Genomic DNA, 13,835 nt, shown 5'->3' on the forward strand with positions numbered 1-13,835 from the left:
GCTCAGCCCACGGGATGACGGTTGAAGGCCGAGTAGCGGCCGGTGACGTGATGCTCAAGCTGACGCTCGATGTCGGCGAGCAGGCTCGAGGCGCCGACGCGGAACAGATCCGGCTCGAGCCAATCGCGTCCCAACTCCTCCTTCATCAGGAACTGGTAGTTGAGCACGTCCTTCGCCGTCGAGATTCCGCCGGCCGGCTTGAAGCCGATCTTGAAGCCGGTGCGCTCCTCATAGACCCTGATCATGCGCAGCATCGCGAGCGTCACCGGCAACGTGGCATTGACGCCCTCCTTGCCGGTGGAGGTCTTGATGAAGTCGGCGCCCGCCATCATGCAGACCATCGACGCCTTGGCGACGTTGCGCAGCGTTTTGAGATCGCCCGTTGCCAGGATCGTCTTCAGATGCGCATCGCCGCAGGCGGCGCGGAAATCCCGGACCTCGGCGTAAAGAGCGCGCCAGTCTCCGGTCAGCACATGCTCACGCGTGATGACGATGTCGATCTCATGCGCCCCGTCCCTGACGGACGCCTCGATCTCCTTGAGCTTCAGATCATGGGGCACGAGGCCAGCAGGGAATCCGGTCGAGACCGCAGCAACCGGAATGTCATACCCCTCGAGCGCTTCGACCGCGGTTGCGACGAAGCGGTGATAGACGCAGATCGCGCCCGTGTGCAGCCCGCGCCCGGCAAAGCCGAGTGCCTCGAGAAGGTCGCTTCGTATCGGCGCCCTCGCCTTGGCGCAGAGGCGCTTCACCCGCTCAGTCGTATCGTCGCCGTTGAGCGTCGTCAGGTCGATGCAGGTGATCGCCTTGAGCAACCATGCCGCCTGCGCGTCCTTCTTGACGGTGCGTCGGCCCGGCAGGCTGGCAACCCGGCGCTCGGCGGCGGACAGATTGATCCTGATCTCATCGACCCAGTCCATCTCGAGGGCGCGGCCGCTGTTGCGCGCGATCGGATGCGGACGATTGTGATCCCGCGCATGGGGCTGCGCCGGCACCGCGGATGGATTTGATATCAAGACGCCCTGCGCCATCGGTACGCCGTGCGATGCTAGCGAATCGGCTGAAACGGCAGATAGACTGAATGTGCCGATTGCGACATGCGATCCTCCCATCCCTTGCCCGCTGGAGCTTCTGCTGCCTGCCATCGCGGACAGCGGCAACACCCTTCGGGCCAGATGTTATTATTGTAACAAAATGGCGTTGCTAAACTCACATCATTGTAAGATCATTGTCAACCGGATAAGCAAGCTCGGTGACGAAAATGACTGAAACGCCGACCGCACGCCCCAGCGAGACCCGCGTCCAGCGGCTGCAGCGGCTCCGCCGCGCCGTCGAGACGAGCGGCGCACTGCATCTGAAGGACGCCGCAGGACTGCTGAAGGTGTCGGAGATGACGGTCAGGCGCGACCTAGCCGGGCCCGAGGCGGTGCTCGCCCTGCTCGGCGGTTACGTCGTCAACGCGGCGTCGCCGACCGGGATCAAGTACACATTCGAGCAGGAAATCGACCAGCATACGCAGGACAAGCTCCTCGCCTGCCGATCCGCAGCCGCCTCGATCAAGGAAGGTGATACCATCTTCATCGACTGCGGCACCACGATGCAGTCGCTCGCGGATTGCCTGCCCGAGGACATGCCTCTCTCGGTGATCTGCTATTCGCTGAACGTCGCCTCGATCGTCACCCACCGTGCAGCGACGCAGGTGATGTTGATGGGCGGGCTCTACCATCCGTCGTCGCAGTCGTTCTCGTCAGATGACGGCCTGTCCTATCTGCGGCGGCTCGGGGTCAACAAGGCTTTCGTCTCGGCCGGCGGCCTGCACTGGACCCGCGGCGCCAGCTGCTCGAATTTCCACGAAGTCGCCATCAAGCAGGCCGTCATCGCGACCGCGATGGAGAGCATCCTCGTGGTCGACGCCAGCAAGCTCGGCAGCCTCAAGCCCGCGTTCTTCGCCGACGTCAGCTCGTTCTCGCGGATCATCGTCGGCGGCTCCGTGCCGGCAGACACGCGCAAGCACTTCCGCAGCCATCCGGTCGAATACGTCACCAGCGCAGCCTGATCCGGGCGTGAGCTGGTTCGCCAGGATGAGGTCCGCCGAACAATGCGTGGTCCAGCGGGACCACGCATTGTATGACAGGCTCAGTTGCAGGCAGGCTTCGCCTTGTTGCAGGCATCCGCCAGCTCGGCCGGCGGATCTTTCTTGAACACGGTCTTGTAGGACTCCAGCACATTCGACTGCGTCACCGGCAGCGACTGCACACCGATCCAGCCAGGCGTTTCCTTACCCAGCAGCGCGTTCATCATCGCCATCGCCTCGGCGACACCCTGGTCGTAGGGACGCTGAGAGCCGGTCGCCTTCAGCGGCCCGCCCTTGGCGATCTCGATGGCCGATTGCAGGCCGAGGTCGACCGTCGTCATGGGAATGTCGATGCCCTGGGCCCGCATCGAGCTCAACGTGTCGAGCGCCGGTTGATCCCACACCGCGTACAGTCCTTTGACGTCGGGATTGCCGGTCAGGAAGTCGCCGGCGATCTGCGAGACCTTCGGCGGATCGGTGAAATCGACCTGCTTCATCTTGATGTCGGGCCGGTTTGCTTTCATCCACTCCCGCACGCCCTTGGTGCGCTCGTTGGTGCTGAAATAATCGACGCCGAAATTGACGAGACCGATGGTGCCGCTCTGCGCCACGCAGGACGCCAGGATCTGTGCCGCGATCTGGCCGTTGCCCTGGCTATCGGCCGAGACCATCGTCGCATATTCCTCGGGATGCTTCAGGCCGGTCGGGATGCTGTCCATCAGCACGAGCTTGATGCCGGCTTTGGCGATCTTCTTGTAGGTCGGCGCGGTCGCGGTGAAATCGACCGGGATCGAAATGATGCCGTCAGGATGCTGCTGTATGGTGTTCTCGATATCAGCGATCTGCTTGTCCACCTGATATTCGGCGGATGCGACACCCGTCACCGTCACGCCGTACTTCTTCAGCGTATCGGTGATGCCCTGGATCTGCAGCTGCGACCAGTCGAGGTTGACCGTCTGCATGGAGATGCCGACCTTGAAGTGCTTCTCCTTGACCTTGGCGGCGTCGGCCTCCGACAGCGCAAGCACCTCGGGGGAAGCCGCCTTCTCGCCATGGGGGCCCTGGCCGACGATCGATTTCGGCCCGAGCGTTGCGAGATCGACGCCCTTGACGCAGGTCGCGGGCACTTCGGCGCGGGCCGAGGGGACAATCGAGACGGCTGCCGCAGCGGCCATCAACACAGTCAAAGGCAAGGTCTGTCGCAAGATTGGTTTCATTGTTTCCTCCATTTTTGGTCGCCGATTCACCAGAGGGCCAGCGACCTTGCCCCTACCCACGCAGCGCGATGAACTTGTGGCTCATGCGCCGCGCCTGACTTCGACTAGCGTTTCGTGAAAGCAACCGCGGCCACGATGATCGCGCCCTTGATCACGAGCTGCATCGGCGAGCTCACGCCGAGCAGAACAAGGCCGTTGTTGAGCGTGCCAATGATCAAGCTGCCGAACAGCGTTCCCAGGATGTAGCCGCGCCCGCCGAACAGGCTGCAGCCCCCGAGGATCACCGCGGCGATGACGTCGAGCTCCATGCCCTGCACGACATCTGGCCGCGCGGCGTGTGAACGCGCCGACAGCACCAGCGCCGCTAATCCGGCCAGCGTGCCGGTCAGGACAAAGGCCGAAGTCGTGATCCGTTTGGTGTTGATGCCGGAATAGAGCGCCGCGGTCGGATTGCCGCCGACCGCATAGATGCGCCGGCCGAACACGTTGTAGTGCAGCAGCAGGATGCCGATGATCATCGCCGCCAACGTCCAGGCGATCGGAACCGGTATGCCGAGGAACGTACCTTCCCCAAAGATCGCAAAATAAGTCTCGTTGGTGATGATCACCGGCTTGGTGTTGGTCACCATCATCGCCAGTCCCCGCGCCATGCTCAGCGAGCCCAGCGTCACCAGGAACGACGGGATCGATAGCTGCGTGGTCAGGATGCCATTGAGCAGCCCGACCAGCGCACCGGTGCCGAGCCCGGCCACGGCGCCCACGATCCAGCTGTTGTTGATCTGGCTCATCGCGAGAGCGGCCGCCATGCCTGATAGCGCCAATGTCGAGGCAACCGACAGATCGATCTGGCGCGCGATGATAATGAAGGTCATGCCGACCGCGATGATCGACACCAGCGTGGTCTGGCGCCCGATATTCAGGAAATTGTCGACCGAGAGGAACCAGGGCGAGGACAGGCTGAACACGACCAGCAGGATCACGAAGGCGATGTACAGCATGTACGGCCGCTCGCCCCGCAGCAGATTCTGGAGAATCTTGCGGCGGCGATCGGATCGGGTCGACGAGGCGACCACGTTGGGAGCAGTCAGTTCTGTCATGCGGGAAGCTCTTGCAAGTGGCCTGGCCCGGAGGCCTGGTAGATCTGGAGGAGATGATGCAGCTCTTCGGCATCATCGATCTCGCCGCGCGAAAGCGTACGAGCCACATGCCCGTTGACGATCACGGAGATGCGGTCGCAGAGCTCGATCAACTCGACGAGATCGGACGAGACGACCAGGACCCCGCTGCCGTCGCGGACGGCATTCCGGATCACGGCATAGATCTCCTCGCGTGCGCCCACGTCGACGCCGACCGTCGGTTCGTCCAGGAGCAGCACGCGCGGCCGCGGATCATTCCATTTTCCGAACACGACCTTTTGCTGGTTGCCGCCGGAGAGTGTCCTGACCAGGCTGAACGCGCCCGGCGCTTTCACCGAAAGCCTGGCGACCGCGGTTTCGGCCCGCCTGGCAGCGGCGCGTTGCTGCATCCAGCCCCAGCGCGAGAAATGGGAAATCCGCGGCAAAGTGACATTTCGTTCGATCGAATGGTCCAGGACCAGACCCTGCACGTGCCGGTCTTCCGGCACCAGCGCGATGCCCTGCTCTATCGCATCGGCAGGTCCTCCCGGCAGCCATCGCCGGCCCTCGATCTCGATTGCGCCGCTCTCGAGCGGCCGGAGGCCGAACACTGTCTCCAGAATCTCCGTGCGTCCGCTGCCGATCAATCCGGCGAGGCCGTGGATCTCGCCCTTCAGCACGGACAGATCGACAGCGCGAAGCCGGTCGTTAGACACATCCGACAGCGACAAGACCGGCAACGGATCCAATTCACGCTTCGCGGCGGGTTCGGTGCGCGGGCCAGTGGGTGTCGATCGATCGGCTCCGACGATCGCGTTCACCAGCCGCTTCATGTCGGTCTCGGCGGTGACGAACGTGCCGGCGTTAGCGCCATCGCGGAGCACAGTCACGCGCTGCGAGATCTCGAAGACCTCGTTGAGCCGATGGGTCACATAGATCACGCCGACTCCACGACGCGTTGCCTTCCCGATCGCATCGAACAGGATCCGGACCTCATCCGATGTCAGCGAAGAGGTCGGCTCATCGAGGATCAGAAGCCGAACCTCGCCCATCAGGGCCTTGGCGATCTCCGTCATCTGGCGATAGGCGAAAGGCAGCGAGCCGACAGTCGCTCTCGTATCCAGGGGAATGCCGAGCTCGTTCAGGAACGCCTCGGCCCTGGCCATCAGCGCGCGCTGCCGGACGAAGCCGAAACGCGCACGCGGCTCACGGCCGAGCAACAGATTATCCGCGACACTCAAGGATTCGACGAGGCTGAGGTCCTGATAGACGACGGCGATCCCCGCCTCGCGCGACTTCGCCGGGCTGTCGAATTCCACCGGCCTGCCGGCGATCTCGATCGTGCCGCTGTCGAGGGCATGAACACCGCTGAGGATCTTGATCAGCGTGGATTTTCCCGCGCCATTCTCGCCCAGCAGCGCGTGCACTTCGCCGGCGCGAACCTCGAGGTTGACGTCGCGCAGCGCTCGCACGCCGCCAAAACGCTTGTTGATGGCACTGACCATCAAAAGCGAGGTCGACGTCCCTGGCTCTGCCGTACCCGAACCGGACAATTCCAAACCTTCCTCCCGTCGCCCTGCGAGATGCTGGTACGATGGTGACATATTGTTATTTTTACAACTTATCTTGTTATAATTCTATCACCTCGGGCTGCCTGTCAATGGCAGATCGCGTATTGAAGCCGACTGAATGACTGCCACCCCGATCGGGCTTCGGGCGGTGAGGAACGATTTGCGACGCACCATTCAAAATGAGACTGCCCGTTAAGCCGCGCATGGCTCCGACGCGTGCGCCGCATCCGAGTTCGGTTAGCCTCCACCTCAAGAACCGTTGGCCTTGCAAAACGTCGCACCGCGCGGCGGACGCGCGAGGATGCGGTGAAAAACAACGAGTGAAAAACAACGACAAGAACGCCCCAGGGAGGAGAGCAATGTTGAAAGGCAGTCTAGGACTGATCGCGTTGAGCAGCCTGTTGTTGTCGGGCACCGCCTTCGCGCAGGAGAAGATCAAGGTCGGCGTCACCGCGACGCTCGAAGGCACCTATACCGTGCTCGGCGAGGACGGCATCCGCGGCTTCCAGACCGCGCTCAACGTGCTCGGCAAGAAGGTTGGCGACAAGGAGCTCGAATTCGTCATCGCCTCGACTGACGCAACGCCGGACTCTGCGGTCCGTGCGGTGCGAAAGCTGATCGAGCAGGACAAGGTGCAGATCCTGCTGTCGCCGCTGTCAGGCGACGAGGGCATCGCGGTCAAGAATTTTGCAAAGACCCATCCCGAGCTGACCTTCATCAACGCGGCCTCCGGGGCCCAGGAAACGACCTATGTCGATCCGGCCCCGAACTTCTTCCGCTACAATATGGACGGCGCGCAGTGGCAGGTGGGCCTCGGCAAATACGCCTATGACGAGAAGAAGTATCGCAAGATCGCGACCGTCGGTGAGGACTATTCCTTCATCTATACCCAGGTGTTCGGCCTCGTGCTGGAGTTCTGCGGCGCCGGCGGACAGGTCACCAACCGGCAATGGGTGCCGCTCGGCACCAAGGACTTTGCCTCGGTCATCGCCGCCCTGCCCGACGACGTCGATGCGATCTATCTCGGCCTCGGCGGCGCTGACGCCGTCAACTTCCTCAACCAGTACCAGCAGGCCGGCGGCAAGGCGCATCTAATGGGCGGGTCGATCATGATCGATCAGACCATCCTGTCGTCCAAGGGCAATGCCAAGAACGCGCTGGTCGGCACGCTGGCCGCGAGCGGCCAGGCCGACACCTGGGAAGATCCGGGTTGGCAGAAGTTCGTGAAGGACTATCAGGACGCCTTCCCGCCAAACAAGCGCTTCCCGAGCCCGTCGCTGCTCGCCACCAACTATTACGGATCGACCATGGCGCTGGTCCTGGCGTTGCGTCAGGTCAATGGCGATCTCAGCGACAACCAGTCCAAGTACAAGGCTGCACTGGCCAAGATCGAGCTCGATGCGCCCAACGGCAAGATCAAGCTCGACGCCAACCGCCAGGCGATCGGCACCAACTTCGTCACCGAAGTCGTCGACGACGGCAAGGGCGCGCTGTTCTCGAAGGTCGTGAAGGTGATCCCGAACGTGAACCAGACGCTGGGCTACGACCCCGCCGTGTTCGCCAAGATCGGTTTGCCAAGCCGTACGGTACCGGAATGTAAGAAGTACTGACGTAGTCTTATCAGCAACGCCATGACTGACCGGGGAGAGATTTGCAAAGTGCGCGATACGTGCGCCCTTGCATTCTCTCCTTGGTTGTTGAACGCTATCAAAAAAAGACGAGAGCTTCTGGGAGAGAAGGCATGAGCCGGGCGCTCGCCGTCTTCCACGGCCGCTTTGGCCGGGCGACGGTCTATCAGTTGAACCGCCCTTTCAACATCCACGCACATCGCGAAGGTCATTTGATCTTCCATGTCGGGGGGCGTCCCGCATGCATCGATGTCAACGATGGACGCTACGAGCTCACCGAAGGTTCCGTGGTCGCAGTCAATCCATGGGAGCCGCATAATTTCCTGCCGTCCGATCTCGACGGCGGCGCCGTGTTCTTCGTGCTCTATGTCAATGCAGAGTGGTTCGCGCCCGACGCGCCGGGCGCCGACCGCCTGCGGTTTGGCCGCACCCAGCTCACGCGGTCGGTTGCGCTGGACAAGCATATCAGGCACGCAGCCGCCCTTGTGTGCGGCGCACCCTCGCTGAATAGCCTCGATGGCGAGCTGAGAAGCCTGATCGACATCTGCTACGACGAAAGCTGGCAGCAGGCCGAGCTCACGCGGGATCCACGCGCGAGCGGCTCCGTCACCGATTTTCGCGTGCGCAAATGCATCAAGATGATGTCGGAGAGCCCCGGCGCCGAGATCGAGCTCGACACCATCGCGCGCGAATCCGGCCTGTCGCGCCCCCATTTCTACCGGCTGTTCCGCACCCAGACCGGCGTTACCCCTCACCTCTATCTCAACACGCTGATGATGGAGCAGGCGCTGGAGGCGCTGGTGGCGAGCGAAGCGCCGATCGCCGATATCGGCTTCGATCTCGGCTTCTCCTCGCAGAGCGGTTTCACCCGTTTCTTCGCCGCCAATGTCGGGATGGCGCCGACCGATTATCGCCGCGCGGCCAAGGTTTTGCGCGGCTGACGAGCACGCGAAAAGATACTCACGATCAAACGCGCTCCCGTGCGTCCCACTAGGATATGCAGAACGCGATCCCGACAAGAGGATCGCGGTCGATAGGGAGCGTACGTTCATGGCAGGGCTTGCGGCCGCCAACGGTCTGCGTGCGACCTCGCCTCGCTTGAAAGCAGAGGGCTGGAGGGACGTGACGACGGAGCGGCGATCATGACCCGCTTTGTCGAGCGCCATCCTGCATGGGCGCTGATCATCATCATCGCTGTCGCAGTGGCGCTGTGGCTGATCTTCGCGGTATGGCCACCGGGGCTTGAAGAGGCGATCGGCCGCAAACGGGTGTTCCTCAACGCGCTCTTCAACGGCATCACGCTCGGCGGTCTCTATTTCCTCGTCGCCAGCGGCTTCACGCTGATCTTCGGCCTGATGCGCAACGTCAACCTCGCCCATGGCTCGCTCTACCTGTTCGGCGGCTATGTCGGTTACGCCATCAGTGCCTCGACCGGCTCCTGGATTCTTTCGTTCATCGTTGCCTTCATCCTGACGGCGCTGGTCGGCGTCCTGCTTCAGCTCCTTGTGTTCCGCCGCATGGAGGGCCAGGATCTGCGCCAGACCATGGTGACGATCGGGCTTTCGATCGTGTTCGCCGATCTCATGCTGTGGGCCTGCGGTGGCGACTTCTATCAAGTCCAGACACCGAACTGGCTGATCGGTCCGATTGAGCTGCCGCTGATCACCGCAGTGAAATCCTCGGGCGAACCGGTCTACCTGCGCTATCCGCTGGTGCGGCTTGTGATCTTCCTGGCATCCGTGATCATCGGCATCGCAATGTGGCTCGCGCTCAACCGCACACGGATCGGCATGATCATTCGCGCCGGCGTCGACGATCGTGACATCCTCGCCGCAACCGGCGTGCGCATCCAGATCGTCTTCGTGCTCGTCTTCGCGCTCGGTGCCGGGCTTGCCGGCATCGCGGGCGTGGTCGGCGGCACCTTCCAGTCACTCTCCCCCGGCGAGGACATCCGTTTCCTGCTCGCGTCCCTCGTGGTCGTGATCGTCGGCGGCATGGGCTCGATCCCGGGTGCCGCGCTCGGCGCGCTGATCATCGGCCTCGCCGAGCAACTCGGCTCGGTCTACATCCCGACCTACGCCATCGTCGTGACGTTCCTGATCATGGTGCTGGTGCTGGCGCTTCGGCCGCAGGGCCTGCTCGCGAGGCGCTGACATGTCCGTCACCCACGACGCTCGCGTCCAGATCCACAACCCCGCCGCCGCGGCACAGCGGCCGGCCGCGCGAAGCTGGCCCGACGCCAACAATCCCGCGGTCTGGATCGTGGCGGCCATCCTCCTGATCATGCCACTGATCGCCAACGGCTTCTTCCTGATCGAAATTTTTGCGACGACGCTGATCCTCGGCACCATCGCGCTCAGCCTGATGTTCTTGGCCGGTTATGGCGGCATGGTCAGCCTGATGCAGCTCACCATCGCCGGCTTTTGCGCCTACATGGTCGCGGTGTTCGGCGTCAGCGGCAATGCCAATATCAGCCTGGGCTGGCCGTGGTGGCTGGCGGTGCCGATGGCGCTGACGCTCGCGACCATCTTCGGCACGCTCGGCGGCGCCCTCGCGGTGCGGACCGAGGGCATCTACACCATCATGATCACGCTCGCGATCGGCGCTGCTTTCTATTACTTCACCAACCAGAACTGGGCGATCTTCAACGGCCACACCGGCATCAACAATGTCTCGACGCCGCATTTCTGGGGCGTCGACTGGCGCCGGGATATTCCCTTCTACTATGTCGTGCTCGCGGTCGCCGCGATCTGCTACTTCGCCGTCGACTACATCTCTCGCGCACCGTTCGGCCTGGCGTTGCAGGGCGTGCGCGACAATCCGCGCCGCATGGCAGCGCTCGGCTTCAACGTCAATGCGCACCGCGTCGCGGCCTATGCGGTAGCGTCCTTCATCGCAGGCCTTGCCGGCGTGCTCCAGGTCTGGAACTACCGCCAGATCTCGCCCGGCTCAGTCAGCGTCGGCGCCTGCATCGACATTCTCATCATCGCCGTCGTCGGCGGCATTACCCGGCCGATCGGTCCCTATATCGGCGCACTGGTCTTCGTCCTCCTGCGCACGTTTGCGCTCGATTTCCTGGTCAGGATCGGGCTCGACGGCAACCGGTTCCGGCTGTTGATTGGCCTCGGCTTCCTCGCCATCGTGTTCTGGTCGTCAGACGGTGTGATCGGCCTGTGGCAACGCTGGCGCCAGAGCCAACGTCCGCAGTCAGATCACCCGGGCGGAGGGCGCGGCCATGGATAGCGTCGCCCGGCGTCTCTCCGCGGTCGGTGCCGGTGCAGCACTCGAGCTGCGCGGCGTCACCCGGCTGTTCGGCGCGCTGGCGGCGCTGACCGACGTCACCATCACCGTGCGCCCCGGCGAGCGGCGCGCCGTGCTCGGCTCCAACGGCGCCGGCAAGACCACACTGTTCAACTGCATCACCGGCGACTTCCTGCCGACATCGGGCACGATCCGCTTCTTCGGTGAGGACGTTACGCACTTCCCGCCCTATGAGCGCATCCGCCGCGGGCTGAGGCGGACCTATCAGATCTCCGCGCTGTTCCCCGGCCTCACCGTCCAGGACAACGTCTATCTCGCCTGCCGTGGCGTCTCGCGCGGGCGCTTCTCGTTCCTTCGTCCGGGCCAGACCGATGCGCTGATGCAGGCCGCTGACAGTCTGGTGCAAGCCGTGCACCTCACCGCGGTGAAGGATCAGCGCGTCGCCGAGCTCGCACACGGCCAGCAGCGCCAGCTCGAAATCGCGCTGGCGCTGGCGGGCGCCCCGCGGTTCGTGCTGTTCGACGAGCCCGCCGCCGGCCTCTCACCGACCGAGCGGGCCGAATTGGTCGAGATCCTGACCTCGCTGCCGGCGCATATCGGCTACATCATCATCGAGCACGACATGGACGTGGCGCTGCGCGTCGTCGAGAGCGTGACGATGATGCACAACGGCCGCATCTTCAAGGAAGGCGTGCCCGAGGAGATCCAGTCCGACCCCGAGGTGCAGGAACTTTATCTCGGAGGCGGCCATGAATGAGGTCCGCCGCTCCCCCGCAGCGCTCGAGGTCCGCGGCCTCGACGTCTATTACGGCCATTCGCACGCGCTGCAGGGTGTCGACCTCTCGCTCGATGCCGGCGTTTTTTCCGTGGTCGGCCGCAACGGCATGGGCAAGACCACGCTGTGCAAGGCGATCATGGGCCTGGTGCAGGTGAGCGGCGGCTCGATCCGAATCCGCGGCGAGGACATCACACGGCGGCCACCCGCGCATATCGCGCGGCTCGGCGTCGGCTATGTGCCGCAGGGCCGGCGGCTGTGGCGCTCGCTCAGCGTCGACGAGCATCTGCGGCTCGCCGGCGGCATGCGGTCCGGTGCCTGGACCGTCGAACGCATCTACGAGACCTTTCCGCGGCTCGCCGAACGCAAGGATCATGGCGGCGGCCAGCTCTCCGGTGGCGAGCAGCAGATGCTCGCAATCTCGCGCGCGCTGCTGACAAATCCGCAGCTGCTGATCATGGACGAGCCGACCGAGGGGCTCGCGCCCGTCATCGTCGCCCAGGTCGAGGAAATGCTGCAGCAGCTCGGCGAGGACGGCGACATGTCCGTGCTTGTGATCGAGCAGAACATTGGGGTTGCGACTGCGATCTCGCGCAATGTCGCGATCATGGTCAACGGCCGCATCAACCGCATCATCGACTCTGGCCGGCTGTCCGCCGACCGCGAGCTGCAGCGGCGCCTGCTCGGCGTCGGACTGCACGCCGAGCTCGAACCCGAAATCGATGTGCCGGCTGCCGGCAGTGAAACGAAGCCGCTCCCGCAACCGACGCGCGCCAGCGGACCGATCCGGATCTACATCTCCAATCCGACGCCGCCGACACGGTGGTCGCAGCCGGTCCCGATCGGGCGCATCGAGGCCGCCGCACGCACGCTCTCGACGCAGGTTCCCCGCCTCGACGAGACCGCGCGGCGCAAGCGTGAGCCGGTGACGGCGCAGACCTCCGGCCCTCCGGTCGTATTGGTCGTCGGCACGCTCGACACCAAGGGCACGGAACTTCGCTTCATCCGCGACATCATCGTGGAAGGCGGCCTGCGTACGCGGCTGGTCGACGTCTCCACCAGCGGCAAGCACGCAACCTGCGATGTCTCCGCCCAGGAGATCGCGCTGAACCACGGTCGCGGCGGCTCGGCCGTGTTCGGCCCGGATCGCGGTGCTGCAGTCACCGCGATGGCTGACGCGTTCGCCAATTGGATCAAGCGGCAGGGCAATGTTGCCGGCGTGATTTCCGCTGGCGGCTCGGGTGCGGCATCTCTCGTCGCACCCGGCATGCGCACCCTCCCCGTCGGCGTGCCGAAGCTGATCATCTCCTCGGTCGCCTCCGGGGACGTCGGGCCTTATGTGGGGCCCGCCGACATCACCATGATGCATTCGGTCACCGACGTGCAGGGCCTCAACTCGATCTCGCGCGCGGTGCTGTCGAACGGCGCCAACGCCATCGCCGGCATGGTCAAGGCGCGGCTCGACCAGCGCGAGAACAGGGAACGGGCTGCCAGCGCCGCGCTGCCGTCGGTCGGTATCACCATGTTCGGCGTCACGACGCCGGCGGTACAGAAGATCGCGGCCGATCTGCGCGAGGATTTCGAATGCCTCGTCTTCCACGCCACCGGCGTCGGCGGCCGCTCGATGGAGAAGCTGGTCGACTCCAGCCAGCTCGCCGGCGTGATCGACCTCACCACCACCGAAATCTGCGACCTCCTGATGGGCGGCGTATTTCCGGCGACGGAGGATCGCTTCGGCGCGATCATCCGCACCCGCCTGCCCTATATCGGCTCGGTCGGCGCGCTCGACATGGTCAATTTCGGCGCGCCCGACACCATCCCCGAACGCTATCGCGGCCGCAAATTCCACGTCCACAATCCGCAGGTAACGCTAATGCGGACGACGGTGGAGGAGAACGAACGCATGGGCCGCTGGATCGGCGAGCGGCTCAACCAGATGGACGGGCCGGTGCGTTTCTTCCTGCCCGAGGGGGGCGTCTCCGCGCTCGATGCCCGCGGCCAGCCGTTCTGGGATGGCGAGGCCGACGCCGCCCTGTTCCGCACGCTGGAGCGCACGGTGCGTTCGACGGGCAACCGCCAACTGATCCGCGTCAAGCAGAACATCAACGATCCCGAGTTCGCCTCGACCATCACAGCTGCGTTCCGAACATTGTTCGGCCGCGCCGGGGCACGCCGGAGACTAGCGAGGTGACCG

11 protein-coding genes are annotated in these 13,835 nt (G+C 64.1%); 7 read left to right on the top strand and 4 right to left on the bottom strand.

Going from position 1 to position 13,835, the window contains the following annotated elements:
- Window positions 1–2: 2 nt before the first annotated feature.
- A complete protein-coding gene (gene deoC, locus FXB38_RS34750) occupies window positions 3–1,031 on the bottom strand; it encodes a deoxyribose-phosphate aldolase (protein WP_246230361.1) in 1,029 nt (342 codons plus the stop codon).
- A 230-nt stretch (window positions 1,032–1,261) separates the two neighbouring features.
- On the opposite strand from deoC, the gene FXB38_RS34755 reads away from it, so the two are divergent.
- A complete protein-coding gene (locus FXB38_RS34755) occupies window positions 1,262–2,056 on the top strand; it encodes a DeoR/GlpR family DNA-binding transcription regulator (protein ID WP_148755455.1) in 795 nt (264 codons plus the stop codon).
- An 80-nt stretch (window positions 2,057–2,136) separates the two neighbouring features.
- Here the strand turns inward: FXB38_RS34755 and FXB38_RS34760 are convergent, their stop codons facing one another.
- From FXB38_RS34760 to FXB38_RS34770, 3 genes are all read right to left on the bottom strand, one after another.
- A complete protein-coding gene (locus FXB38_RS34760) occupies window positions 2,137–3,291 on the bottom strand; it encodes a substrate-binding domain-containing protein (protein WP_148755456.1) in 1,155 nt (384 codons plus the stop codon).
- Window positions 3,292–3,395: 104 nt separating this feature from the next.
- Entirely contained in the window at window positions 3,396–4,388 is a 993-nt protein-coding gene (locus FXB38_RS34765; protein ID WP_148755457.1) for an ABC transporter permease, read from the bottom strand.
- Window positions 4,385–5,965: a sugar ABC transporter ATP-binding protein gene (locus tag FXB38_RS34770; RefSeq protein ID WP_246230363.1), complete on the bottom strand. Its 1,581-nt coding sequence runs from the start codon at window positions 5,963–5,965 to the stop codon at window positions 4,385–4,387. The genes FXB38_RS34765 and FXB38_RS34770 overlap by 4 nt, the downstream gene beginning before the upstream one ends.
- Before the next feature lie 371 nt (window positions 5,966–6,336).
- On the opposite strand from FXB38_RS34770, the gene FXB38_RS34775 reads away from it, so the two are divergent.
- The 6 genes from FXB38_RS34775 to FXB38_RS34800 all read left to right on the top strand — a co-directional run bounded on the left by FXB38_RS34775 (window position 6,337) and on the right by FXB38_RS34800 (window position 13,832).
- Window positions 6,337–7,587: an ABC transporter substrate-binding protein gene (locus tag FXB38_RS34775; protein WP_148755458.1), complete on the top strand. Its 1,251-nt coding sequence runs from the start codon at window positions 6,337–6,339 to the stop codon at window positions 7,585–7,587.
- Window positions 7,588–7,718: 131 nt separating this feature from the next.
- Complete coding sequence (locus FXB38_RS34780) at window positions 7,719–8,546, top strand: AraC family transcriptional regulator (RefSeq protein WP_148755459.1); 828 nt, start codon at window positions 7,719–7,721, stop codon at window positions 8,544–8,546.
- A 201-nt stretch (window positions 8,547–8,747) separates the two neighbouring features.
- Complete coding sequence (locus FXB38_RS34785) at window positions 8,748–9,758, top strand: branched-chain amino acid ABC transporter permease (protein ID WP_148755460.1); 1,011 nt, start codon at window positions 8,748–8,750, stop codon at window positions 9,756–9,758.
- Between the two features lies 1 nt (window position 9,759).
- Window positions 9,760–10,848 carry a branched-chain amino acid ABC transporter permease gene (locus FXB38_RS34790; RefSeq protein WP_148755461.1) on the top strand — a complete coding sequence of 363 codons (1,089 nt, stop codon included), beginning with the start codon at window positions 9,760–9,762 and terminating at the stop codon, window positions 10,846–10,848.
- Window positions 10,841–11,623 carry an ABC transporter ATP-binding protein gene (locus tag FXB38_RS34795; RefSeq protein WP_148755462.1) on the top strand — a complete coding sequence of 261 codons (783 nt, stop codon included), beginning with the start codon at window positions 10,841–10,843 and terminating at the stop codon, window positions 11,621–11,623. The genes FXB38_RS34790 and FXB38_RS34795 overlap by 8 nt, the downstream gene beginning before the upstream one ends.
- Complete coding sequence (locus FXB38_RS34800) at window positions 11,616–13,832, top strand: ABC transporter permease (RefSeq protein ID WP_148755463.1); 2,217 nt, start codon at window positions 11,616–11,618, stop codon at window positions 13,830–13,832. Before FXB38_RS34795 ends, FXB38_RS34800 begins: the two co-directional genes overlap by 8 nt.
- Window positions 13,833–13,835 lie beyond the last annotated feature (3 nt).

Source organism: Bradyrhizobium cytisi, from assembly GCF_008123515.1.
Classification (GTDB): Bacteria; Pseudomonadota; Alphaproteobacteria; order Rhizobiales; family Xanthobacteraceae; genus Bradyrhizobium; species Bradyrhizobium cytisi.